Genomic DNA, 24,367 nt, shown 5'->3' on the forward strand with positions numbered 1-24,367 from the left:
GGACCACTGCGGCGAGCCGGTCATGCGACGCGCTCGGTCTCGGCAACGTCACGCGGGCGCACCTCGAGATGCGGGATCGGCCGGCCCTCCAGGCGCACCCGGAGGTCCTTGCTGCGCATCAGGTAGGTCATCGCGGCCACCACGGTAACCGCAGTGGCGATGCTGCCGACCAGGATGGTCCACCGGGCGCCGAACTGCGCACCGATCCAGCCGATCACCGGCGACCCCAGCGGGGTGCCGCCCATGAAGATCGCCATGTAGAGCGCCATCACCCGGCCGCGCATCACCGGCGTGACGCTCAGCTGCACGGTCGCGTTGGCGGTGTTGAGCATGGTGATCGCACACAGCCCGGTCGGGATCAGGAACACCGCGAACAACAGGTATGACGGGGCGAGCGCGGCGAGCGCCGAGAACACCGTGAAGCCGGCGAGCGCCATGATGAGGATCCGCAGGCGCGGTCGCTGGCGGCGGGCGGCCATCAGTGCACCGGCGAGCGAGCCGATCGCCATCACCGATCCGAGGAGCCCGTATTCGGCTGCGCCGCGGTGGAACACGGTCGTGGCCATCAGCGCGATGGTGATCTGGAAGTTCATCCCGAACGTGCCGAGCATGAAGACCATGAACATCACCAGCATGATGTCCGGGCGGTGCCGCACGTAGGCGAGCCCTTCGCGCACCTTGCCCTTGCCGCGCACCTGTGGCGCGGGGTCGAGCTCGGCCGGGTGCATCGCCTTCAGCGCGATCAGCACCGCGACGAACGACAGCGTGTTGAAGATGAGGGTGGGGCCGGTGCCGAGCAGGCCGATCAGCAGGCCGGCGACGCCGGGGCCGACGAGCCGGGCGGCGTTGAACGACGTGGCGTTGAGCCCGACCGCGTTGGTGAGCAGGTCCGGCGGCACCATCTCCGACACGAACGCCTGCCGGCCGGGGTTGTCCAGGGCGGTCGCGACGCCCTGCAGCGCCGCGAGCAGGTAGACGTGCCAGAGCTGCACGACGCCGGCGAGCACCAGCGCGGCGAGGATCGCCGCGGTGATCGCGAGCGCGGTCTGGGTGCCGAAGAGCACCCGGCGCTTGGGGAAGCGGTCGGTGATCGCGCCGGCGAAGGGGGCGAGGAGCACGACGGGCGCGAACTGCAGCGCGGTGACGATGCCGAGCGCGGTCGAGTCGTGGTCGGTGAGCTCGGTGAGCACCAGCCAGTCCTGGGCGGTGCGGCCCATCCAGGTGCCGATGTTGGAGACGAGCGCGCCGGTGAAGTAGACGCGGTAGTTGTAGACGGCCAGCGAGGCGAACGTGCGACTCACCTGGCGGTCACCACACGCTCCAGGATGTCGACCGCCTCGCGGACCACGGCGCACTCGTCGTCGGTGAGTGCGCCGAGGCGGTTGCGCACCCATTCGTCGCGGGACCGGCGGATCTCGGCCAGCCGCTCCCGGCCGTCGCGGGTCAGGTGCAGTCGCACCTGACGACCGTCGTCGGGGTCGGGCTCGCGGCGTACGAGCCCCTGGTCGACCAGCGCCGCGACCGTGCGGGTCATCGAGGGTGCGCTCACGCACTCGATCTCGGCCAGCTGCCGCGGGGTGAGCACGTCCTTGTCGAGCTTGACCAGGACCGTCGCCTGGTGCGGCGGAAGGAGCCCCTCGCCGGAGAAGCGGATGCGCCGGCTCATCCGCAGCACGACCGAGCGCAGATCACCGGCGAGCTTGCGGCGTTCGGCGGAAGTCATCTACTTAGCATAGCTCATTACCCGAGCTAACTACTTTCTCTTTCGCTTTCACATTCCTCCAGCGACCGGGCTCGACGCCCCACCCAGCCGCACTCCCGGTCGATATCATCGACTTCCCAGGAAACTTCCAGGAATGCGGAGGAAGGTGGCGGCCATGAGCGCACCGGAAGCCCGCCTGCTCGTCGTCGAGGACGAGACCAACATCCGCGAACTCCTCGCGACGAGTTTGAAATTCGCCGGTTTCGAGGTGCATACCGCCGCCAACGGCAACGAGGCGATCACGGTGGCCGGGAGCCACACCATCGATCTTGCGGTCCTCGACGTGATGCTGCCCGACATGGACGGCTTCACCGTCACCCGCAAGCTGCGCGGCAACGGCTTCGACGTCCCGATCGTCTTCCTCACCGCCCGGGACGCGGTGGAGGACAAGGTCAAGGGGCTCACGGTCGGCGGCGACGACTACGTCACCAAGCCGTTCAGCCTCGAGGAGGTGGTGGCCCGCATCCGCGCGGTGCTGCGGCGCACCCACGTCGAGGACGACGCCCGCTCGACCGTGCAGGTCGCCGACCTGGAGCTCGACGAGGACTCCCACGAGGTGCGCCGCGGCGGGCACGTCATCGAGGTCTCCCCGACCGAGTTCAAGCTGCTGCGCTACCTCATGCTCAACCAGGGCCGGGTCCTTTCCAAGGCACAGATCCTCGACCACGTGTGGGACTACGACTTCCGCGGCGAGGCCGGCATCGTGGAGAGCTACATCTCCTACCTGCGCCGCAAGATCGACGTCGGCGACGTGCCGGCGCTGATCCACACCAAGCGCGGCGTCGGCTACGTGCTGCGCGCGCCGCGCGAGTGACCGCGAGTCACACTGATTGGGTGACCCAAGGCAGCACCTCTCCCCTTTCTCGCGTACGCCGCGAGCTGCAAGCGATGCCGCTGCGACTGCGGGTCAGCGCGCTGCTCGTCCTGCTGCTCGCGGTCGCACTCCTCATCACCGGCGCAGCCGCGACCGCGCAGGTGCGCAGCTTCATGACGCAGCGACAGGACGCGGAGCTTCGCGCCGCCCGCGCCTACCTGGTCGACGGCGCGGTGAAGAACCGCGCGACCGAGCAGCAGGCGTTCGCCTACGTGCCGACCAACACCTACGCGATCTCCCTGCAGTCGGTGACCGGCACCGAGCAGAGCATGATGACCGGCCCGGGCGACCCCGAGAATCCCGCGTCGGTGCCGGCCATCCCCCGCCTCACCGCGTCGGACCCGCGCGTGCGCACCGGCCAGATCTTCACCGTCTCCTCCAGGTCCGGCGGCGGCCGCTGGCACGTGATCGCCGGCACCGTCGACGACTCGGGCCAGACCTATGTCTACGCCGTGGCGGTCTCGATGGATCACACCGACGAGGTGGTCGACCACCTCGAGCTGGTGATCGTGCTGGTCGGCCTGCTCGCGCTCGCCGCGTGCGCGGTGCTCGGCTGGTTCGCGGTGCGCCGCACCATGCGGCCGCTGCGGCAGATCGAGGACACCGCCCGCGGGATCGCCGAGGGCGACCTCACCCGCCGCGTGCCGGCGCCCCGCACGCAGGACGAGGTCGGCAGCCTCAGCAAGTCGCTCAACGTGATGCTCGCGCGCATCGAGGACTCCTTCGCCGTACGCCGGGCCTCCGAGGAGCGCATGCGGCAGTTCGTGGCGGACGCCTCGCACGAGTTGCGCACCCCGCTCGCCACGGTGCGGGGGTATGCCGAGCTCTTCCGTCAGGGCGCGGTCTCCGGGGAGGCCGACACCCGCGCGGCGATGCGGCGCATCGAGGACGAGGCGACCCGCATGGCCGTCATGGTCGACGACCTGCTGCTGCTCACCCGGCTCGACCGTGCGCCGCGCGAGACACCGGGCGGCGACAAGCCGCACCTGCCGATCGATCTCACCGTGCTCGCCGCCGACGCGGTGCAGGACGCGACCGCGATCGACCACGCACGCACGGTGCGGCTGCGCGGCGTCGACGGGCCGGTGGGTCCCACCCCGGCGCTCGGCGACGAGGCCGCGCTGCGGCAGGTGGTGACCAACCTGATGGCCAACGCGATCCGCTACACCCCGCCCGGGTCACCGCTCGAGGTGGCCGTCGGGGTGCGCGAGGGCATCGCCGAACTGCACGTGGTCGATCACGGCACCGGTGTGCCCGGCGAGTTGCGCGAGCGCATCTTCGAGCGGTTCTACCGGGCCGACCCGTCCCGCAACAGCGAGCACGGCGGCAGCGGGCTGGGCCTGGCCATCGTCTCCGCGATCCTGGCGCTCCACGGCGGCGGGGTGGAGGTGCGGGACACCCCCGGAGGTGGCGCCACGTTCGTGGTGAAAATACCCTCGACGGCAGACCCGGCGGGTTCGCACGACGAGAGCGCGCAGGCACAGGAGCCCCACAGTCTCGATGAAGCGGTGCGACAGCAGAGCGGACTTGAGTAGACCTCGCCCCGAGGGACAGTGGGCATCACACATTCAGGAGGGCATGAGCAGATGTCGTTCGACCAGCACCGGTCCGACCAGCCGCAGGACGACTCCGGGCGGCGCGCCGACGCCGACGCGACCGGGGCGATCTACTCCGGCGACGAGCACACCTCCCCCATCCCGCGCTCCCCCGAGCAGCCGTATGACGCAGGCCATCGCCCGGCCGACCCCTTCGCCCCGCCGCAGTCTCAGCAGCCTCAGCAGGGCGCTCCGCAGCAGTCTCAGCCCTACGGCGCACCCCAGCCTTCGCACCAGTCTTCGCAGCAGCAGTACGGGCCGCAGTACGGCCGGCCGTACGAGCCGGGCCCGCAGCAGACCTACGGCCAGCCGGGCCAGCACGGTGCGGCGTTCGGCGCGGCCCAGCACCCACAGCAGGCCGGCCCGGCATACGGACAGGGCGGCTACGGCGGCACGACGACGACGGCGCCCCGCAAGCGCGGGCGCAACTGGGCGGCCGTGCCGATCGCGGCGATCCTCGCCGCGGCGCTCGCGAGCGGCGGCACCTACGCGCTGACGCAGGACGACAATGGCGGCTCGACCGCGACCGGCGGCAACACCACCGTCGTCAACGCCAACCCCGCCGACTTCGCCGACGCGGGGTCGGTCAACTGGTCGGCGACCGCCTCCAAGGTCACGCCGAGCGTGGTGTCGATCACCGTGCAGAGCGGCAGCAGCGGCGACCAGGGCTCGGGCGTCATCCTCGACAAGGCCGGCAACATCGTCACCAACAACCATGTGGTGACCGGGTCGGGGTCCAAGCCGACCGTGCTGGTGACGCTCAGCGACAACAAGACCTACCAGGCCAAGGTGGTGGGCACCGACCCGAGCACCGACCTCGCGGTGATCAAGCTGCAGGACCCGCCGAGCAACCTCAAACCGATCTCCATGTCGACCAAGAAGCTCGTGGTCGGCCAGCCCGCGATGGCGGTCGGCAACCCGCTCGGCCTGGCCGGCACGGTGACCACCGGCATCGTGAGTGCGCTCAACCGGCCGGTGACCACCCAGGCGGCGTCACCGGAAGGCAGCGGCGGCAACGGCAACCCGTTCGGCGGGGACAGCGGCGGCAGCGGCGGCCAGTCCTCGCGGAGCACGACGGTGACCACCAACGCGATCCAGACCAGCGCCGCGATCAACCCGGGCAACTCCGGCGGAGCGCTCGTCAACGGCTCCGGTGAGCTGATCGGGATCAACTCCTCGATCGCGACTCTCGGTCAATCTTCAGCTTCCTCCCAGTCGGGCAACATCGGCATCGGGTTCGCTATCCCTGTGCCCGTGGTTCAGAACATCACCAGCCAGCTCATCAAGAGCGGCAAGGCCAAGCACGCCCAGCTCGGGGTGCAGGTGTCGACCCAGACCAGCACGGTCAAGGTCGGCGACGCGATCGTGCAGGCGGCCAAGGTGGTGAAGGTCAACGACGGCTCAGCCGCCGCCAAGGCCGGCATCAAGGTGGGCGACATGGTGGTGCAGTTCAACGGCAACCAGGTCGTGTCCTCCGACTCGCTCGTCGGCTTCGTCGGGGCCGAGAAGCCGGGCACCAAGGTCACGCTGACCATCGTGCGCGATGGGAAGCAGCAGGACGTCCCGGTCACGCTGGGTGAGGCATCATCCTCGTGACGCGGTGACGATAAGGGTCGCCGAGCAACTCTCCCTTCCTCCGTGTTCGGCGATCCTGACGGGGTGGATCCGGCTTGTGACGGGGCCGGATCTCGCGAGGGGCGCCTCCGTGGCGAGGGTCCGTGGGAGGGATTGAGCGTATAGTCGCTCTTCCCCCACCGACAGCCACGAGAGGCGCCCCTTTCGTCATGCCTGCCTTCGACACGCCCCGGGCCGACTCGTATGCCGACGAGCTCGCCCACGAACGCGCCTACCTGACCGCCGCACGCGCCGACCTGGCCCGGATGCGGGCGAGCGCGGAGGCGCTCGACGCCTCGCGGGGCAGCGACGCCGACTCGGCCGCCGTGCTCGCCGATGTCCTCGCCCGTCGCGTCGCGGCATTGCAGGACGACCCGCACACCACCCTCTTCTTCGGCCGGATCGACGGCGACTCGGAAGCCGCGGAGAGCCGGCACTACATCGGCCGTCGTCACGTGAGCAGCCCGTCCGGCGACCCGGTGGTGCTCGACTGGCGGGCGCCGATGTCGACCGCCTTCTACCGCGCCTCGCACACCGAGCCGATGGGCGTCGCGCTCCGCCGCAGGTTCGGCGTGGACCGCGGGCAGATCACCGCGATCGAGGACGAACACCTCACGGATCAGGGCGAATCCGAGGCTTCCAGCGAGATCCTCGCCTCGGAGATCGAACGCCCTCGCACCGGCCCGATGCGCGACATCGTCTCGACCATCCAGCCCGAGCAGGACGAGATCGTCCGCGCGGACCTGGCCACCTCGGTCTGCGTGCAGGGGGCGCCCGGCACCGGCAAGACCGCGGTCGGGCTGCACCGCGCGGCGTGGCTGCTCTACACCCACCGCGACCGGCTGGACCGCACCGGCGTGCTCGTCGTCGGGCCCAACCGCGCCTTCCTCGAGCACATCAACGCCGTACTCCCCGCCCTCGGCGAGGTGCGGGTCGAGCACACGACCGCGGCCGACCTAGTCGCGCATGCACCGGCGAAGGCGACCGAGCCGACGGAAGTGGCTGTGCTCAAAGGCGATCCGCGGATGGCGACCGTGCTGCACAACGCCCTGTGGGCACAGGTCGCTCGTGCGGACGAAGCCCTCGTCATACCGCGTGGAGTGCGCAAGTGGCGCATCCCGTCCTACGAGGTGCAGGAGATCGTCGACGAGCTCACCTCGCGTGGCGTGCGGTATGACGCCGCGCGCGCCATGCTGCCGATGCGCCTCGCGCACGCCGTGCTGCTGCGCATGGAGCGCGCGGGCGACTCGCCCGACGACCGTGTGCAGGAAGCGGTCGCCAAGTCGCCCGCGATGCGCAAGTATGCCGCGGCTCTCTGGCCGGCGGCCGACCCACGCCAGGTGCTCTTCGACCTCTGGTCGTCCGCCGATCGGCTGGCCGAGGCCGCGGACGGCGTGCTCTCCGAGCAGGAGCAGGCAATCCTGTTGTGGGACAAGGCTCCTCGCGGCAAGGGCAGCGCCAAGTGGTCGCCGGCCGATCTCGCCCTGCTCGACGAACTCGGCGACCTGGTCGAGCGGACCCCGAGCCTCGGCCACGTCGTGCTCGACGAGGCGCAGGACCTGTCGCCGATGCAGCTGCGCGCGGTCGGACGACGGTGTTCGACCGGATCGGTCACCGTGCTCGGCGACGTCGCGCAGGGCACCACCCCGTGGGCGACCGACTCGTGGCAGGAGGCGATGAGTCACCTCGGCAAACCGGAGCACCACCTGGAGGTGCTCGACCGCGGCTTCCGGGTGCCGGCGTCGGTCATCGAGTTCGCGGCACGGCTGCTGCCGAGCATGGCTCCCGGGCTCGGCGCGCCGACCTCGGTGCGCAGCAATCGTGGCGTCCTCGATGTGCGGCCCGTGGACGGCGCATCGAAGATTGCTACCGAGTTGCTCCAATCCGTCTCTGCCGCAATGGAATCCGAAGGATCGATCGGCGTGATCGCGCCCAACGCGCAGATCGAGAAACTGTCGAAGGCTTTGCAGGCAGGTGGCATCGACCACGGCCGGCTCGACGCCGACCACGGAGACGACGCCGACCACCGGGTCCAACTGGTCCCGGCCACGGTCGCCAAGGGTTTGGAGTTCGACCAGGTGGTCGTGGTGGAGCCGGCCGCAATCGCCGCCGCCGAGCCCGACGAGCGCACGGGTCTGCGACGGCTGTATGTCGTTCTCACCAGGGCGGTTTCGGCTCTCACGGTGCTGCACAGCGAGCCCCTCCCCGGCGAGCTCTGTGGATAACTTCTGCGGCGGTTCGGCGCGAGTGCCTAGCGTCGTTGCATGACGTCCGCACCCCGCGGACACCGTGTGGAGGGAATGACATGAACCCCAGTGGCATCGGCGCCTACGCCGTCGACAGTGGACAGCTCGACCAGCACAGCCGCGACGTGGCAAACGTCGCGGAGGAGATCGCCCGCCTCATGCAGGTGATGGACGGCAAGCTGCACGCCTTGCAGGGCACCTGGAAGGGCCAGGCGTCCGGTCAGTACGCGCAGCTGCACAGCGAGTGGTCGGCCGCGCAGACCAAGGTCCGGACCGCGCTGACCGACATCGGCCTGGCGCTGGGCTCGGCCAGCACCGCCTACTCGCAGGTGGAGACCGACGTCGCCCGCGCCTTCACCCCAAAGTGAGCCGGCCGGGCCGCCGGCGGCCCGCCACCTGCGGTCGCCGGCGGTCCTCCCCCGGCGCGCTCCGGCCGGCCCCTCAGAGCCGCGCGGCGAGTTCGGTCGCCTGGCGGATCGCGCGCTTGGCGTCGAGTTCGGCCGCGACGTCGGCCCCGCCGATGAGGTGCCGGGCGGCGTCCTCCGGCATCGCCAGATCGCGCACCGACTCCTGGCCGGCACAGACGACGATCGTGTCGACCTCGAGCAGCCGCTGCTGCGGCACCTCCTTGCCGGAGCGCACCGTGATGTGCAGACCGGCGTCGTCGATGCGGTCGTAGCTCACGCCGCCGATCATCTCGACCTCGGCGTCCTTCAGCGCGGCCCGGTGCACCCAGCCGGTGGTCTTGGCCAAGCCCTTGCCGAGCGGCGCCGGCTTGCGCTGCAGCAGGTAGACCGTCCGCCGCGGCTCGGCGTGGCGCTTCGTCGTGAGGCCGCCGACGGCCGCCGGATCGTCGGTGACGCCCCACTGCTCCTGCCAGTCGGCGAGCTTCTTGTGCTGGTCGTCGAGCAGGAACTCGCTGACGTCGAAGCCGATCCCGCCCGCACCGACCACCGCCACGTGTTTGCCGGCCTCGACCTCGCCGCGCAGCAACGCGTCGTAGGCGACGACGGTCGGGTGGTCGATGCCGGGGATGTCCGGCACCCGGGGACGCACGCCCGTGGCGACCACCACGTCGTCATACCCGCGCAGGTGGTCGTCGGTGACGGTGACGCCGAGCCGGACGTCGACGCCGAGTACGTCGAGCCGTCGGCGGTAGTAGCGCACGGTCTCGGTGAACTCCTCCTTGCCCGGGATGCGCATCGCCAGCCGGAACTGCCCGCCGATCTCGGTGTCGCGCTCGAAAAGCGTGACCTGGTGCCCCTTTTCGGCCATCGAGACCGCTGCGGCCAGCCCGGCCGGGCCGGCGCCGACCACTGCGACCTGCTTGCGCCTCGCCTGCGGCACCGGCAGCAGCACCAGCGTGGTCTCCCGGCCGGCGCGCGGGTTGACCAGACAGCTCGCCTTCTTGTTGGCGAACGTGTGGTCCAGGCAGGCCTGGTTGCACGCGATGCAGGTGTTGATCTCGTCGGCGCGGCCCTGGCCGGCCTTGGCCACGAAGTCGGGGTCGGCCAGCAGCGGCCGCGCCATCGAGATGAGATCGGCCTGACCGGTCGCGACGATCTCCTCGCCGACCTCGGGGGTGTTGATCCGGTTGGACGCCATGACCGGGATGCCGACCTCCCGGCGCAGCCGGGCCGTCCAGTCGACGAACGCGGCGCGCGGCACGGACGTGACGATGGTCGGCACTCGCGCCTCGTGCCACCCGATGCCGGTGCCGAACATCGAGGCGCCCGCCTCCTCCAGCCGCCCCGCGAGCGTGACGACCTCGTCCCAGGTCTGGCCGTGCTCGACCAGGTCGACCAGCGAGATGCGGTAGTCGACGACGAAGCCGGACCCGACGGCGTCCTTGACCCGGCGGACGATCTCGACCGGGAAGCGCATGCGCTTGTCGGCGCTGCCGCCCCAGGCGTCGGTGCGGTCATTGGTGCGGGCGGCGAGGAACTGGTTGATCAGATATCCCTCCGACCCCATGATCTCGACGCCGTCATACCCGGCCCGCTGCGCCAGCACGGCCGCCCGCACGTAGGCGTCGATCGTCCGCTCGACGCCCTTTGCCGACAGGGCCCGCGGCCGGAAGGGCGTGATCGGGGACTTGCGGCCGCTCGCCGACCGGATCATCGGGTGGTAGCCGTATCGGCCGGCGTGCAGGATCTGCAACAGGATCCGGCTGTCGTGCCGGTGCACCGCGTCGGTGATGCGTCGGTGCTTGTCGGCGGCGCGGCGGGTCCGCAGCAGGGACCCCGCCGGCAGCAGCCAGCCCTCGACGGTGGGCGCGAAGCCACCGGTGATCAGCATGCCGGTGCCCCCTTCGGCGCGCGCCGCGAAGTAGGCCGCCAGCTCCGGGAAGTGCTTGGACCGGTCCTCGTAGCCGGTGTGCATCGAACCCATCACCACCCGGTTGCGCAGCGTGACGCCGTCGATGGTGATCGGGGACAAGAGGTGGTCGTAGGCCATCAGCACTTCTCTCAGGAGGAGGTGGACCGGACGAGCGTGTCCGGCGTCGTTGTCGCATCGGCGCCAAGCGCGGCGAGCATCTCGTCACACCACTCGACGTAACCGCGTTCCTGCCGTATGCCGCCGCGCAGCACCAGCCACGCCGGGAGTTCGTCGTCGGACAGCCTTGCCGGGTCCGGGAAGTGCCTGCGCTCGTCCGCGACGTAGTAGTCGAGCTGCTCCGCGTGCACCGCCCGCTGCCGGACGATGTCGGCGACGATCGCCGCCCGGTCACCGAACGGCATCGCCCGCACCTTGACCGCGAACTCACTGCGGTGGGTCTCCCCGGGAGTCGGCTCGCGGGTCCACTCCACCAGTCGCCCGCGACCGGCGGTCGTCAGCCGGTAGACCTTGCGATCCGGCCGCACGCCGCCACCGGACTGCCGACGGATGGTCACCAGGCCGTCCGCGTCCATGCGCGCGAGCACCCGGTAGATCTGCTGGTGGGTGGCGCTCCAGAAGAAGCCGATCGACTTGTCGAAGCGGCGCGTCAGGTCGTAACCGCTCGCGGGCTGTTCCGCAAGTGAGACGAGGATGGCGTGCTCCAGCGACATGCGCTTAGCTTCATATGCAACAAGGTGCATGTCAACGGGGCGACGGGCCGGGGCGCGGACGTTGTGCGGACCGCGGGCCTACTCCGCAAGGTGGCGCAAAGGTGGCGCATTCCCGACACGGCGGATATCCGTCGCACCGAAGCCCTTATGAACGGACGCCCGTTCAAGTAGGTTGGAGACAATGGACATCGTTGCGACTACCAAGGGAGACCGTCGGGGCCCGAAGTTCCAGGCCCGACGGCAACAGCTCGCGCAGGCGGCCCTGGTGACCCTGGCGGAGTTGGGCTATGCCCGCACCAGCCTGCGGGAGATCGCCCACAACTCCGAGTTCTCGCACGGTGTCGTCCATTACTACTTCAGCGACAAGGCCGACCTCATCACCGAGTGCGTCGCGTCCTTCCGCGAGCTCAGCACCGACGCCTACGCCGACATCCTTGCCGAGCCGATGACCGCCGAGCAGTTCCGCGCGGCCGTCGTCGAGCGGGTGAGCGAGCGCGTCTCCACTGGCTGGCCCTACCACCGGATCTGGTACGACCTGCGCACCCAGTCGATGTTCGACGACGCCCTGCGCGACGACGTGCAGTCACTCTTCTCGATGTTCTACGACACGACCTGGAAGATCGTCAGCCGTTACGCCGAACTCGCCGGCACCAAGCCGGCCGTCGGCCCGGAGCTCAGCTACTCGATGTCCGACGGGCTGGTGCAGCGCGCCGTCTCCCGCTACATCCACGGTGACACCGAGGCGATCCCCGCGCTCCGCCGCGGCGCGAACAGCCTGTTCGACATCATCGTGCCGCTCAACGACCACAGTTGACGACCACAGCCTGACGATCACAGCCTGGCAACCACAGCCTGACGACGGGATTGTCGTCGCCCGCGGAGCGGGCGGCGGCCGCTTTTGTCAGAACTTCACCTGGGCGCCCATCACCACGGTGCGGGCCTCCGGAAGCCGGTAGTACTCCGCGGGATTGGCCGCATTGTGCGCCATCGCGAGGAACAACCGCTTGCGCCAGCGCGGCATCACCCGGTCGCGTCCGCTGTGCACGGTGATCCGGGAGAGGAAGTAGTAGACCTCGTCCGGATCCACCTCAATGCCCTGCTCGCGGGCCAGGCGCAGCGCGGCCGGCACGTTCTGGTCGTCCTGGAAGCCGAAGTTGAGCCGGAGGTGCTCGATCGCGTCATACGCGTCCCCGAGCACCGACGCCTCCACCCGGTCCTTCGGCGCCACGTGCGGCACGTTGTGCGACACCGCCGAGACGATGAACACCCGCTGGTGGATCACGCTGTTGAACGACGCGTTCTCCCGCAGCGCGATCGGCACCGTCGGCACATCGGGGTGCAGGAAGACGGCGGTGCCGGGCACCTTGGTCACCGGGCACGAATGCAGCCAGTCGAGGAACTCCTCGAGCGGGCCCTCCATCTCGGTGCGCCGCTCGGTGACGACGCGGCTGCCCCGCCGCCAGGTGAGCATCGCCGTCGCGACCGCGGCCGCGATGAGCATCGGCAGCCAGCCACCGTGCACCACCTTGGTCAGGTTGGCGGCGAAGTAGGTCACCTCCAACGACCCGAACAGCACCCCGACGGCCACCAGCCGCCACCGCGGCCACTGCCAGGCGGACTCGGCATACACCAGGAACAGCGTCGTGGTGAGCAGGAAGGTCCCGGTCACCGCCAGGCCGTATGCCGTGGCCAGCTTGTCCGACGAGCGGAACACCACGAGCAGCACGATCACGCCCGCGAACAGCACCCAGTTGACCGCGGGCACGTAGATCTGTCCGCTCTCGCTCTGCGAGGTGTGCCGCACAGTGAGCCGCGGCAGGTAGCCGAGCCGCTCAGCCTGCCGGGACACCGAGTAGGCACCCGAGATGACCGCCTGCGACGCGATCACCGTCGCCGCGGTCGCCAGCACCACCAGCGGCCACTGCAGCGCCGACGGCGCGAGCAGGAAGAACGGGTTGCTGACCGACGACGGCCGCTCCAGGATCAACGCGCCCTGACCGAGGTAGTTGAACGTCAGGCACGGGAAGACCAGGAAGAACCAGGCGCGCCGGATCGGTGACTTGCCGAAGTGACCCATGTCGGCATAGAGCGCCTCGGCGCCGGTGATCGCCAGCACCACCGCGCCCATCGCCACGAACGCGACATACGGACGGTCGACGACGAACTCCACCGCGTATGACGGTGAAAGCCCTTTGATGACAGCCGGATTGGGGATGACCTTCGCCAGGCCGAGGGCACCGATGGTGACGAACCACAACACCATCACCGGCCCGAAGAATCGCCCGACCACCCCCGTGCCGAACCGCTGCACCAGGAAGAGCACGGTGATGATCAGCGCACCCAGCGGCACCACCCAGTCCCGCAGCCCGGGCGCCGGCACCTCCAGGCCCTCGATCGCCGACATCACCGAGATCGCCGGCGTGATCACGCTGTCGCCGTAGAACAGCGACGCGCCGAACACGCCGAGCAGCATCACCAGGCCGAACCGCCGCCCACCGGGCCGCACATGCTGCCGGGCCAGCGCCGCGAACGCCATGATGCCGCCCTCGCCGTCGTTGTCCGCGCGCAGGATGAAGCTGACGTACTTGATGCTGACCACCACGGTGATCGACCAGAAGACCAGCGAGATGACGCCGTACACGTCACTCGGCGTTGCCCGGACGGTGTTGTGGTCGATCGAGAAGACGGTCTGCAACGCGTAGAGCGGACTGGTGCCGATGTCGCCGAAGACGACGCCGAGCGCACCGAGTGCCATCGTGGCGAACCCGGCTCGTGGGTGACCTGACCGGTCGGGGGTGTTCACGAGGCGCCATTGTCCACCAGTTCGCTGCAGGTATGACGAAGGCGGCCGCCCTCCCTTCCGGGAGGACGGCCGCCAACTTTGAAGGTCTCGCTCGATGACTCCCAGCGGAGGCCGGGGTCCCCGCGAAGTATCGGAGCGAGGAACGAGCGGAGAACTTCGTGGGGTGGCTCAGAAACTGTGCCTTCTGGACTTCTTCCTCACCCTCCGCTCCGGCCGGCGGCTACGCTCCTACGTCGCTGCGCCGCCAACCTACGCTGCGGGTTTCGTCAGAAGCCCATGTTTTCTGGGCTTCTTCCTCACCCTCCGCTCCGGCCGGCGGCTACGCTCCTACGTCGCTGCGCCGCCAACCTACGCTGCGGGTTTCGTCAGAAGCCCATGTCGCCCATGCCACCGCTCGGGTCCGCCGGCATCGCCGGGGTCTTCTCCGGCTTGTCGGCGATGACCGCCTCGGTGGTGAGGAACAACGCGGCGATCGAGCCGGCGTTCTGCAGCGCCGACCGGGTCACCTTGGTCGGGTCCGGGATGCCCATCTTGAGCATGTCGCCGTACTCGCCGGTGGCGGCGTTGAGGCCCTCACCGACGGGCAGGGAGCGCACCTTGGCGGCGACGACACCCGGCTCGAGACCGGCGTTGGCGGCGATCTGCTTCAGCGGCGCCTCCGAGGCGACCTCGACGATGTTGGCACCGGTTGCCTCGTCGCCCTTGAGCTCGAGCGCGTCGAACGCACCCTTGCCGGCCTGCAGCAGCGCAACGCCACCGCCGGCGACGATGCCCTCCTCGACCGAAGCCTTCGCAGCGCGGACCGCGTCCTCGATGCGGTGCTTGCGCTCCTTCAGCTCGACCTCGGTGGCCGCGCCGACCTTGATGACCGCAACACCGCCGGCTAGCTTGGCCAGGCGCTCCTGCAGCTTCTCGCGGTCGTAGTCGGAGTCGGAGTTCTCGATCTCGGCGCGGATCTGGCTGACCCGGCCCTGGATCTGGTCGGCGTCGCCGGCACCCTCGACGATGGTGGTCTCGTCCTTGGTGACCACGATCTTGCGGGCCTTGCCGAGCAGGTCGAGGTCGGCGTTCTCCAGCTTCAGGCCGACCTCCTCGGAGATGACCTGGCCGCCGGTCAGGATCGCGATGTCGCCGAGCATGGCCTTGCGACGGTCACCGAAGCCCGGCGCCTTGACGGCAACGGACTTGAAGGTGCCGCGGATCTTGTTGACCACCAGGGTCGACAGGGCCTCACCCTCGACGTCCTCGGCGATGATCGCGAGCGGCTTGCCGGACTGCATGACCTTCTCCAGCAGCGGCAGCAGGTCCTTGATCGAGGAGATCTTGGAGTTGACGATCAGGATGTAGGGGTCGTCGAGCACGGTCTCCATGCGCTCGGTGTCGGTCACGAAGTAACCGGAGATGTAGCCCTTGTCGAAGCGCATGCCCTCGGTGAGCTCCAGCTCCAGGCCGAAGGTGTTGCTCTCCTCGACGGTGATGACACCTTCCTTGCCGACCTTGTCCATCGCCTCGGCGATGAGCTCGCCGACGGACGCGTCGCCACCGGCGGAGATCGCCGCGACGGCCGCGATCTGCTCCTTGGTCTCGACGTCCTTCGACGCCTTGGTCAGCTCGTCCGACACCTTCGCGACGGCCGCCTCGATGCCACGCTTCAGCGCCATCGGGTTGGCGCCGGCGGCAACGTTGCGCAGGCCCTCCTTGACCATGGCCTGCGCAAGCACGGTGGCCGTGGTGGTGCCGTCACCGGCGACGTCGTCGGTCTTCTTGGCGACTTCCTTGACGAGCTCGGCGCCGATCTTCTCGTACGGCTCGTCGAGCTCGATCTCCTTGGCGATGCTCACACCGTCGTTGGTGATGGTGGGGGCACCCCACTTCTTCTCCAGGACGACGTTGCGACCCTTCGGGCCGAGCGTGACCTTGACGGCGTCGGCGAGGGTGTTCATGCCCCGCTCCAGACCGCGCCGGGCCTCCTCGTCGAATGCAATGGTCTTGGCCATGTGCAGTCCAATCCTCACGTGATTGTCGTACGAAGTCAGGTGTATGACGCCCGCGACGGACGAGCCCAGCGCACCGCGGCATTCGGAACCGCGCCGCGCAAGCGGCTCTCGCCATACATCCGATTGTCACTCTCAAGCAGAGAGTGCTAACGCCCATTATTGGCACTCTCCACCCGGGAGTGCAAACGGATCGCGACGGATCGACCCGCTCCCCATCGAGCGGACCACAACCGCACCGAGGGGTACAGCAATGACGGTGTTCTTGCTGTACCCCTCGAAGCGTTGGTGGTCCGGTCGATCAGAATCCCAGCGACCGGCCGACGATCTCCTTCATGATCTCGGTGGTGCCGCCGTAGATCGTCTGGATGCGGGCGTCGGCGTAGGCCTGGGCGATCGGATACTCGGCCATGTAGCCGTAGCCGCCGTGCAGCTGCAGGCCGGCGTCGGCGACCTTCTTCTGCAGCTCGGTCGTCCAGAACTTCGCGCCAGCAGCGTCGGCGACACTGAGCTCGCCGGCGACGTGACGCCGGACGCAGTCGTCGACGAAGACCCGCGCGACCTGTGCCTCGGTGGCCATCTCGGCGAGCACGAACCGGTTGTGCTGGAACTTCCCGATCGGCCGGCCGAACGCCTGGCGCTCACTCGCGTAGTCGAGCGACAGCTGCAGCACCCGCTCGATCGCGGCCGCCGCGATGACCGCGATCGACAGCCGCTCCTGGGGGAGGTTCTGCATCAGCGAGACGAAGCCGCTGCCCTCGGGCCCGAGCAGGTTCTCCTTCGGCACCTTGACGTCGTCGAAGAAGAGCTCGGCAGTGTCCTGCGCGTGCATGCCGAGCTTGTCGAGGTTGCGGCCGCGCTCGAAGCCCTCCATCCCCCGCTCGACGACCAACAGGCTGATGCCCTTGTGCCCGGCGTCCGGGTCGGTCTTGCAGACCACGATCACCAGGTCGGACAGGATCCCGTTGGAGATGAACGTCTTCTGGCCGTTGAGCAGGTAGTGGTCGCCGTGATCCTCGGCGGTGGTCGCGATGCCCTGCAGGTCGCTGCCCGCTCCGGGCTCGGTCATCGCGATGGCCAGGATCTGCTCGCCGCGGCAGACGCCGGGGAGCCACCGCTGCTTCTGCTCGTCGGTGGCCAGCTGCAGGAGATAGGGAATGATGATGTCGTTCTCCAGCGCGATGCCGAGACCGTCGACGCCGAGCTTCACCTGCTCCTCGGAGAACGCGGCGTTGAAACGGAAGTCGTCGGCGCCACCGCCGCCGAACTCCTCCGGCACGGCCATGCCGAGCATCCCGGCCTGACCGGCAGCCAGCCAGACGTCGCGGGAGACCACGCCGTCGGCCCGCCACTTCTCGACGTGCGGCACCGCCTCGCGCTGCAGGAAGGTGCGCGCCGACGCCCGGAACGCCTCGTGATCGTCATCGAAGAGCGTGCGCTTCATACGCCGTCCTCGAAGCGCTCCCCGCGGGCGACCTTGTCCTGCAACAACTTCGGCACCGCGAATCGGTCGCCGTAGGACTTCTGCAGCTCACCGGCGCGACGCACGAACCCGGACAGGCCACCGTTGTAGCCGTTGATGAACTGCAGGACACCACCGGTCCAGGCGGGATAACCGATGCCGAAGATCGAGCCGATGTTGGCGTCACCCACGCTCGTCAGGACGCCTTCCTCGAGACACCGCACCGACTCGAGCGCCTCGACGAAGAGGAACCGCTCCTTGATGTCGTCGAGCGGAATCTGTTGCTCGGCAACGGGAAACAGCTTGGTCAGGCCGGGCCACAGGTCGCCGCGCTTGCCGGCCTGGTCGTAGTCGTAGAAGCCCTTGCCGGCCTTCCGGCCCGGCCGCCCCTGCTCGATCATCGTGTCGATGACCGTGCCCGCAGGGCTCTCGGGCACCGGCTGCCCTTCGGCCCGCAGTGCGTCCTCGGTCGCCTTGCGGATGCGCTGCATGAGCTCGAGGTTGAGCTCATCGCTGATCTGCAGGGTGCCGACCGGGTATCCGGCCTGCCTTGCGGCGCGCTCGAGTGAGGTCGGGTTGACGCCCTCGGCCAGCATCGCCAGCCCCTCGTTGGTGAAGGTGCCGATGACTCGTGAGGTGAAGAAGCCGCGCGAATCCTGCACGACGATGGGCGTTTTGCCGATCTGCAGCACCAGGTCGTATGCCGCGGCCAGCGTCTCGTCGCTGGTCTCGGCGCCGACGATGATCTCCACCAGCTGCATCTTGTCGACCGGCGAGAAGAAGTGCAGCCCGATGAAGTCGGCTGGTCGCTGCACCCCCTTGGCGAGCTCGGTGATCGGCAGCGTCGAGGTGTTGGTGCACAGCACCGCGTCGGGCGCGACGTGATCGACGATCTCGCCGAAGACCTTCTGCTTCAGTGCCGGGTCCTCGAAGACCGCCTCGATGACGGTGTCGCAGCCGGCGAGGGCCGCGGGGTCACCGGTCGGCGTGATGCGGGCGAGCAGCGCGTCGGCCTTCTCCTGGGTGCTGCGCCCACGAGCAATCGCCTTGTCCAGCAAGCCTTTCGAATAGTCCTTGCCCTTCTCCGCCGCGGCGTCGTCGACATCCTTCAGGACCACGTCGACGCCGGCCTTGGCCAGCGAGTAGGCGATGCCGGCGCCCATCATCCCGGCGCCGAGCACGCCCACCTTGCGCGCCTGCCGGGGTGCTGGCCCGGACGGGCGGGAGCTGCCCTTCTTGATCGCCTGCAGGTCGAAGAAGAACGCCTGGATCATGTTCTTGCTGGTCTGACCCGCGGCCAGCTGGGTCAGGTAACGGCTCTCGATGCGGCTGGCCGTGTCGAAGTCGACCTGTGACCCCTCGACCGCCGCCGCGAGGATGGCGTAGGGAGCGTCATACGGTGCGCCCTTGAGCTGCTTGGTCAGCGACGCCGTGAACGCCGGGATGAAGTCCTTGATCGGGCCGCCGGCGGGCGTGCCGCCCGGGATCCTGAATCCCTTGACGTCCCAAGGCTGCACGGCGTCCGGGTGCTCCGCGATCCACGTGCGCGCAGCCTGGATGGCGGCATCCTGGTCGGGGACGACGTCGTCGATGATGCCGACCTCGCGCGCCTGCTCCGGGCGGAACTGCTTGCCTTCGCCGAGCACCTTGGTGAGGGCGTCCGCCAGGCCGAGCATGCGCACGGTGCGGGTGACGCCGCCGCCACCGGGCAGCAGGCCCAGCGTGACCTCGGGGAAGCCGAACACGCCGGCGCCCTCGGTGGCAATGCGGCGGTGCGCGGCGAGGGCGATCTCCAGGCCACCGCCGAGGGCGGACCCGGCGAGGACGGCGACGACCGGCACGCCGAGCGTCTCGATGCGGCGCAGGTCGCTCTTCATCGCCTCGGCGCCGGTGAAGAACTCGTCTGCGGTGTCGGAGGTGACCTCACGCAGGCGGGTCAGGTCGCCGCCGGCGAAGAAGGTCTTCTTCGCGCTGGTCAGCAGCACGCCGACGATCTCGTCCTTGTGCTCCACCAGCCAGTCGGTGGCCTCACGCAGCGAGCGGCGGAAGGCGTCGTTCATGACGTTCGCGGAGCCGCTGGGGTCGTCGAGGACGAGGGTGACGACGTTGTCGTCGTCCTTGCGAAGGGTGATGGTCTCGGTCTGCAGCACGTCGGCCACGGTGATTCCTCTCGAAGCTGGTTGGTCAGGTGCGGCCGCGGTCAGTGGAGCGACTCGACGATGGTGGCGATGCCCATGCCGCCGCCGACGCAGAGCGTCGCGAGGCCGAATCGCTTGTCCTGGCGCTCCAATTCGTCGAGCAGGGTGCCCAGGATCATCGCGCCGGTGGCACCGAGCGGGTGGCCGAGCGCGATCGCGCCGCCGTTGACGTTGACGATCTCGTGGTCGACGTCGAGGTCGCGCATGAAGCGCATCGGCACCGCCGCGAAGGCCTCGTTGACCTCGAACAGATCGATCTGGTCGACGGTCATGCCAGCCCGGGCGAGCGCCTTGCGCGCGGCCGGCGCCGGGCCGGTGAGCATGATCGTCGGGTCCGCGCCGGACACCGCGGTGGCGACGATCCGCCCGCGCGGGGTGAGCCCCTGCGCCGTGCCGGACTCCTCGGAGCCGATGAGCAGCAGTGCCGCGCCGTCGACGATGCCGCTGGAGTTGCCCGCGTGGTGCACGTGATCGATGCGCGGCACCCAGTGGTACTTCTCGAGCGCGACGGCGTCGAAGCCGGCCTGGTCGCCGATCGTCGCGAACGACGGCTTGAGGGTCGCAAGGCTCTCGACCGTGGTGTCCGGCCGCAGGAACTCGTCGCGTTCGAGCACCGTGACGCCGTTGTTGTCGCGCACCGGCACCACCGCGCGGTCGAAGCGGCCGTCGGCCTGCGCCTTGCCGGCGCGGCTCTGGCTCTCGGCCGCGTAGGTGTCGACGTCCTCGCGGCTCCAGCCCTCGATGGTGGCGATCAGGTCGGCACCGATCCCCTGCGGCACGAAGCCGGTCGCGTGCGCGGTCTCGGGGTCGAAGGCCCAGGCGCCCCCGTCAGAGCCCATCGGCACGCGCGACATCGACTCCACGCCACCGGCGAGAATCAAGTCGTGCCAACCCGATCGGACCTTCTCGGCGGCAGTGTTGACTGCCTCCAGGCCGCTGGCGCAGAAGCGGTTGAGCTGCACGCCGGCGGTCGTCGGCGGCAGTCCCGCCGCGAGCGCGGCCGTCTTGGCGATGACCGATCCCTGGTCACCGAGCGGGCTCACGACGCCGAGGATGACGTCGTCGATGGCGGCCGGGTCGAGTCCGGTATGCCGCTGCCGCATCTCGTCGATCAGGCCGGTCACCAGCTTGACCGGTTTCACCTCGTGCAGCGAACCGGTCGCCTTGCCCCGGCCCCGAGGGGTGCGGATCGCTTCGTACACATACGCTTCCACAGGCATCAGGATCTTCCTTTCGGTCCGGCGGATGCCGGGTTGATCGCTCCGGCATTCGCCAGCGCTGTCAGTTGGTCGTCGGTGTAGCCGAGGTCGTGCAGGATGGTGGCCGTCTCGTCGTCCCCGCCCGCGTCGGGCAGCTGCGTGCGAGTGCGGCTGAAGCGCGGCGCGGGTGCCGGATGCCGCAGCCCGTCGCACTCGACATACACCTCACGGTCGGCGAGGTGGCTGTCCGTGGTCACCTCGGCCGGCTCCAGCACGGGTGCGACGCACGCGTCGAGACCGTCGAACGCCGCGACCCACTCGTCGCGGGACTTCTCGGCGATGCGTGCGGCAAACGCGGATCTGGTTGCCGGCCAAGCGGATTGGTCGAGCTGAGCGGCAGGGTCGAGATCGAGCTCGAGTCCCTGCAGGAGCTGGGCGTAGAACTTCGGCTCCATCGCCGCGACCGACAGCCAGCGGTCGTCCGCGGTGCGATAGGAGCCGTAGAAGGGTGCGCCGCCGTCGAAGACATTGCCACCGGGCGCCGCCGCCCACAGCCCCGACGCCAGCATCGCCTGGTGCATGCCGGTGAGCAGCGCCGCGCCGTCGACGATCGCCGCGTCGACGACCTGCCCTTCGCCGGTGCGAGCCGCCGACCACAGGGCGCTGAGGACGCCGACCGCGAGTAGCATCCCGCCGCCTCCGAAGTCGCCGAGCATGTTGAGCGGCTGAGTGGGCGTGCCGTCCGGAGCGACGCACGGGGCGAGCGCTCCGGCCAGTGCGATGTAGCCGAGGTCGTGGCCCGCCGTTGCTGCGCGCGGGCCGGTCTGCCCCCAGCCGGTCATCCGGCCGTAGACCAGCCGCGGGTTGACCGCGAGAAGTGCGTCGGGGCCGAGCCCGAGTCGCTCGGCGACGCCCGGGCGGAAACCCTCGGTGAGCACGTCGGCGGTCGCGGCGAGCTTACGGACGGCCTCCTGCGCATCGGGCTGCTTCAGGTCCAGCTGCATCCACCGGCGGCCGCGGTTGAGCACACCGTGCGTCGGTCGCATGGACGCCTCGTCGTCGCCGGCGAGGCGGCCGACGCGGATCACCTCGGCCCCGAGATCGGCTAGCAGCATGCCGGCGAACGGCGCCGGCCCGATCGCCGACAGCTCGACGACCCGAACTCCGTCGAGCGGCCCGGTCACTTCTTGCCTCCCGCGACGAAAGCCGCTGCCAACGCGACGAATTCGGGATCGGCGAGACGGCCCACCTGGCCGTCGCGCTCCAGGTCCAACGCGGCGTCCAGGCCACCGATGGTCGCCTGGTTGATCGCCCGCTTGGTGGCCGCGAGCGCACCCGCCGGGCGATGCACGAGAGCCGTGCAGATCTGCGCGATCCGATCGTCCAGCCGGTCGGCCGCGCAGACCTCGCTGATCAGGCCGGCGGCGACCGCGTCGGCTGCGGAGATGCGTTCGCCGAGCAGGGCCGCACGCATGGCGCGTGAACGGCCCATCGACGCCGCGAAGGTCAGCGTGGTGCCCCCGTCCGGCATCAGCCCGATGCCGGTGAACGGCAGCAGCAGGTAGGCGTCCTCGACCGCGATCGCGATGTCGGCAGCCAGGGCATAGCCGGCGGCAACCCCGGCAGCGAGCCCGTTGAGAGCAGCGACAACGGGTTTCGGTGATCCGGTGATGCGCCGGATCACCTCTGAGGTCGACTCCATGGCCGCTGCCGGGCTGGCGCTGAGCTGGTCCGCACCGGTCAGGTCGGCACCACTGGAGAAGGCGCGGCCGGTGCCGGTGAGGACCAGCACGCGCAGCTGATCGTCGGCCTCGACCCGGTCGAGGCCGGCCAGCACGGCGTCCTTGACCTCGGTGTCGACGGGGTTGAGCCGGTCCGGGTTGGTGAAGCGCACGGTCAGCACCTGACCGTCGGCGCTGACCGCGGCGTGGGCGGTCTCACTCATTGCTGCACTGTCCCCTCGTCGGCCGCGACCTGTTGTCGCAGAGTGGCTTTCACGACCTTGCCGGAAGCATTGCGGGGCAACGCGTCGAGCAGGTGCAGCTCGGTCGGCTGCTTGTAGCGCGCGAGCCGGCCGTCGGCGAAGTCACGCAGTTGCTCGATGGTCAGTGAGGCGCCAGGTCGCAGGGCGGCGACCGCCACGACGGTCTCGCCCCACTTGTCGTGCGGACGGCCGACGACGGTCACCTCGGCGATGTCGGGGTGGTCGGCGAGGGCGTTTTCGACCTCGACGCAGTAGACGTTCTCGCCGCCGGTGATGACCATGTCCTTGACCCGGTCGATGACGTAGACGAACCCCTCGTCGTCGACCCGCACGAGGTCGCCGGAGTGAAACCAGCCACCCTCGAATGCCGCACTGGTTGCTTCCGGTTGGCGCCAGTAGCCGAGCATCTGGGTCGGGCCGCGGTAGAGGATCTCGCCCACCTCGCCGGGTGCGACGTCCTGCCCGAGCGGATCGACGACCCGGGTCGCCAGGGTCGAGATCGGCTTGCCGACGGAGCCGAGCTTGCGGATCGCGTCCCGCTCGCCCAGCATGCAGGTCACCGGGCTCATCTCGGTCTGGCCGAAGACGGCGACGTTGGCCCCGCCGGGGAAGGCCTGCGTCATGCCGCGCAGGAGTTGTTCGGTGGCCGGTGCCGCTCCCCAGCTCAGCACCCGCAGCTGCAGGTCGCGCGGCGACCGCGACTGCTCGGCGACCATCGCCTGCCATTGCGCCGGCACCAGGAACGTGCCGGTGACGTGCTCGTCGCGCATCAGGTCGAGCGTCTCGCCGGCGTCGAACGCCGCGGTCGGCTGGAGCACCACCGTGGCCCCGGCCAGCACCGCGCCGCTGAAGACGCCGAGGCCACCGATGTGGAACAGCGGCGTGCCGAGCAGGGTGATGTCGTCGTCGTTGCTCTGCCACGCGCGCAGGCAGGTCACGCCGTTGCCGTGCAGGTTGAGGTGACTGAGCACGGCGCCCTTCGGGCGACCGGTGGTGCCCGAGGTGAACATGATCAACGCCGGGTCGTCCTCGGCGACGTCGACCACCGGATGCTCCGGATGGTCGGCGCCGACGAAGTCCTCCCAGGTGACACCCGCGGCGGGAGCGTCGCTCGCGGCAGTCACCACCACTCGCGGCGCGATGTCGGCGTCGGCGAGTGCCGCCTGCAGGCTCGGCAGCAGCGCCGCATCGACGACCACGACCGCCGGCTCGGCGTCGCCGAGCAGCACCGCGAGCTCGGGCGGGGTGAGGCGGAAGTTGAACGGGACGGCGATCGCGCCGAGCTGCTGGGCTCCGACGACCGCGTCCAGGAACTCGGGTCGGTTGAAGGTGAGGAGTGCGACGCGGTCACCCTTGCGGACGCCCTCGGCATACAGCGCATCGGCGAATCTGCTTGCGCGCTCCTGGAATTGGCGCCAGGTGATCGTGTCGCCCTGCCAGCGGAACGCCGGCTTCTCCGGCTGCTGGAAGGCGTGCCGGGCCACCAGGTTGGGCCATGTCGTACGGCGCCGGGCACGGGTTGCCGCGTCGAGCGGCGGCACATCGGGAACGACGGTCATCGGCATTTCCTCCGGGGAGCACTACAC

General features: G+C 69.6%; 18 protein-coding genes. 6 read left to right on the plus strand and 12 right to left on the minus strand.

Translation table 11 applies throughout. From position 1 onward, the window contains the following. Window positions 1-20 precede the first annotated feature (20 nt). Both HJ588_RS00610 and HJ588_RS00615 read right to left on the minus strand, forming a co-directional pair. A complete protein-coding gene (locus tag HJ588_RS00610) occupies window positions 21-1,301 on the minus strand; it encodes an MFS transporter (protein ID WP_171150977.1) in 1,281 nt (426 codons plus the stop codon). Continuing rightward, window positions 1,298-1,723, minus strand: coding sequence for a MarR family winged helix-turn-helix transcriptional regulator (locus tag HJ588_RS00615; protein WP_212755232.1), 426 nt, complete (start codon window positions 1,721-1,723; stop codon window positions 1,298-1,300). The genes HJ588_RS00610 and HJ588_RS00615 overlap by 4 nt, the downstream gene beginning before the upstream one ends. Before the next feature lie 154 nt (window positions 1,724-1,877). Here HJ588_RS00615 and HJ588_RS00620 point away from each other — a divergent pair, with 154 nt between their 5' ends. The 5 genes from HJ588_RS00620 (at window position 1,878) to HJ588_RS00640 (ending at window position 8,459) form a co-directional block, all read left to right on the plus strand. Further along, the gene (locus HJ588_RS00620) at window positions 1,878-2,576 is read left to right on the plus strand and encodes a response regulator transcription factor (RefSeq protein ID WP_171150979.1); all 699 of its coding nucleotides are present in this window, start codon (window positions 1,878-1,880) and stop codon (window positions 2,574-2,576) included. A 20-nt stretch (window positions 2,577-2,596) separates the two neighbouring features. After that, the gene (locus tag HJ588_RS00625; RefSeq protein ID WP_343036532.1) at window positions 2,597-4,171 is read left to right on the plus strand and encodes a sensor histidine kinase; all 1,575 of its coding nucleotides are present in this window, start codon (window positions 2,597-2,599) and stop codon (window positions 4,169-4,171) included. A 51-nt stretch (window positions 4,172-4,222) separates the two neighbouring features. Beyond that, the gene (locus HJ588_RS00630; RefSeq protein ID WP_171150981.1) at window positions 4,223-5,827 is read left to right on the plus strand and encodes a S1C family serine protease; all 1,605 of its coding nucleotides are present in this window, start codon (window positions 4,223-4,225) and stop codon (window positions 5,825-5,827) included. Window positions 5,828-6,015: 188 nt separating this feature from the next. After that, window positions 6,016-8,070 carry a HelD family protein gene (locus HJ588_RS00635; RefSeq protein WP_171150983.1) on the plus strand — a complete coding sequence of 685 codons (2,055 nt, stop codon included), beginning with the start codon at window positions 6,016-6,018 and terminating at the stop codon, window positions 8,068-8,070. An 80-nt stretch (window positions 8,071-8,150) separates the two neighbouring features. Continuing rightward, window positions 8,151-8,459: a WXG100 family type VII secretion target gene (locus HJ588_RS00640; RefSeq protein ID WP_171150984.1), complete on the plus strand. Its 309-nt coding sequence runs from the start codon at window positions 8,151-8,153 to the stop codon at window positions 8,457-8,459. A gap of 73 nt (window positions 8,460-8,532) precedes the next feature. Here the strand turns inward: HJ588_RS00640 and HJ588_RS00645 are convergent, their stop codons facing one another. Next, entirely contained in the window at window positions 8,533-10,548 is a 2,016-nt protein-coding gene (locus HJ588_RS00645; protein ID WP_171150986.1) for an NADPH-dependent 2,4-dienoyl-CoA reductase, read from the minus strand. Between the two features lie 11 nt (window positions 10,549-10,559). After that, window positions 10,560-11,141, minus strand: coding sequence for a PadR family transcriptional regulator (locus HJ588_RS00650; RefSeq protein WP_171150988.1), 582 nt, complete (start codon window positions 11,139-11,141; stop codon window positions 10,560-10,562). Window positions 11,142-11,322: 181 nt separating this feature from the next. Between HJ588_RS00650 and HJ588_RS00655 the strand changes: the two genes are divergently transcribed. Beyond that, entirely contained in the window at window positions 11,323-11,955 is a 633-nt protein-coding gene (locus tag HJ588_RS00655; RefSeq protein WP_171150991.1) for a TetR/AcrR family transcriptional regulator, read from the plus strand. An 87-nt stretch (window positions 11,956-12,042) separates the two neighbouring features. On the opposite strand, the gene HJ588_RS00660 is transcribed toward HJ588_RS00655, so the two are convergent. From HJ588_RS00660 to HJ588_RS00695, 8 genes are all read right to left on the minus strand, one after another. Beyond that, window positions 12,043-13,944, minus strand: a complete 1,902-nt coding sequence (locus HJ588_RS00660) for a potassium transporter Kup (protein WP_343036533.1) — start codon at window positions 13,942-13,944, stop codon at window positions 12,043-12,045. A gap of 365 nt (window positions 13,945-14,309) precedes the next feature. After that, on the minus strand, window positions 14,310-15,941 hold the full coding sequence (gene groL, locus HJ588_RS00665) for a chaperonin GroEL (RefSeq protein ID WP_171150992.1): 1,632 nt from the start codon (window positions 15,939-15,941) through the stop codon (window positions 14,310-14,312). Between the two features lie 298 nt (window positions 15,942-16,239). After that, the gene (locus HJ588_RS00670; protein ID WP_171150995.1) at window positions 16,240-17,382 is read right to left on the minus strand and encodes an acyl-CoA dehydrogenase family protein; all 1,143 of its coding nucleotides are present in this window, start codon (window positions 17,380-17,382) and stop codon (window positions 16,240-16,242) included. Further along, a complete protein-coding gene (locus HJ588_RS00675; protein ID WP_343036534.1) occupies window positions 17,379-19,559 on the minus strand; it encodes a 3-hydroxyacyl-CoA dehydrogenase NAD-binding domain-containing protein in 2,181 nt (726 codons plus the stop codon). Before HJ588_RS00675 ends, HJ588_RS00670 begins: the two co-directional genes overlap by 4 nt. A 41-nt stretch (window positions 19,560-19,600) precedes the next feature. After that, window positions 19,601-20,818, minus strand: a complete 1,218-nt coding sequence (locus HJ588_RS00680) for an acetyl-CoA C-acetyltransferase (RefSeq protein ID WP_171150997.1) — start codon at window positions 20,816-20,818, stop codon at window positions 19,601-19,603. Beyond that, entirely contained in the window at window positions 20,818-21,981 is a 1,164-nt protein-coding gene (locus HJ588_RS00685; protein ID WP_171150999.1) for a CoA transferase, read from the minus strand. The genes HJ588_RS00680 and HJ588_RS00685 overlap by 1 nt, the downstream gene beginning before the upstream one ends. Continuing rightward, window positions 21,978-22,742: an enoyl-CoA hydratase-related protein gene (locus HJ588_RS19140; protein WP_171151001.1), complete on the minus strand. Its 765-nt coding sequence runs from the start codon at window positions 22,740-22,742 to the stop codon at window positions 21,978-21,980. Before HJ588_RS19140 ends, HJ588_RS00685 begins: the two co-directional genes overlap by 4 nt. Further along, window positions 22,739-24,340: a long-chain-fatty-acid--CoA ligase gene (locus HJ588_RS00695; protein ID WP_171151003.1), complete on the minus strand. Its 1,602-nt coding sequence runs from the start codon at window positions 24,338-24,340 to the stop codon at window positions 22,739-22,741. Before HJ588_RS00695 ends, HJ588_RS19140 begins: the two co-directional genes overlap by 4 nt. Between the last annotated feature and the right edge of the window lie 27 nt (window positions 24,341-24,367).

This window comes from Flexivirga aerilata (assembly GCF_013002715.1).
Lineage (GTDB): Bacteria > Actinomycetota > Actinomycetes > Actinomycetales > Dermatophilaceae > Flexivirga > Flexivirga aerilata.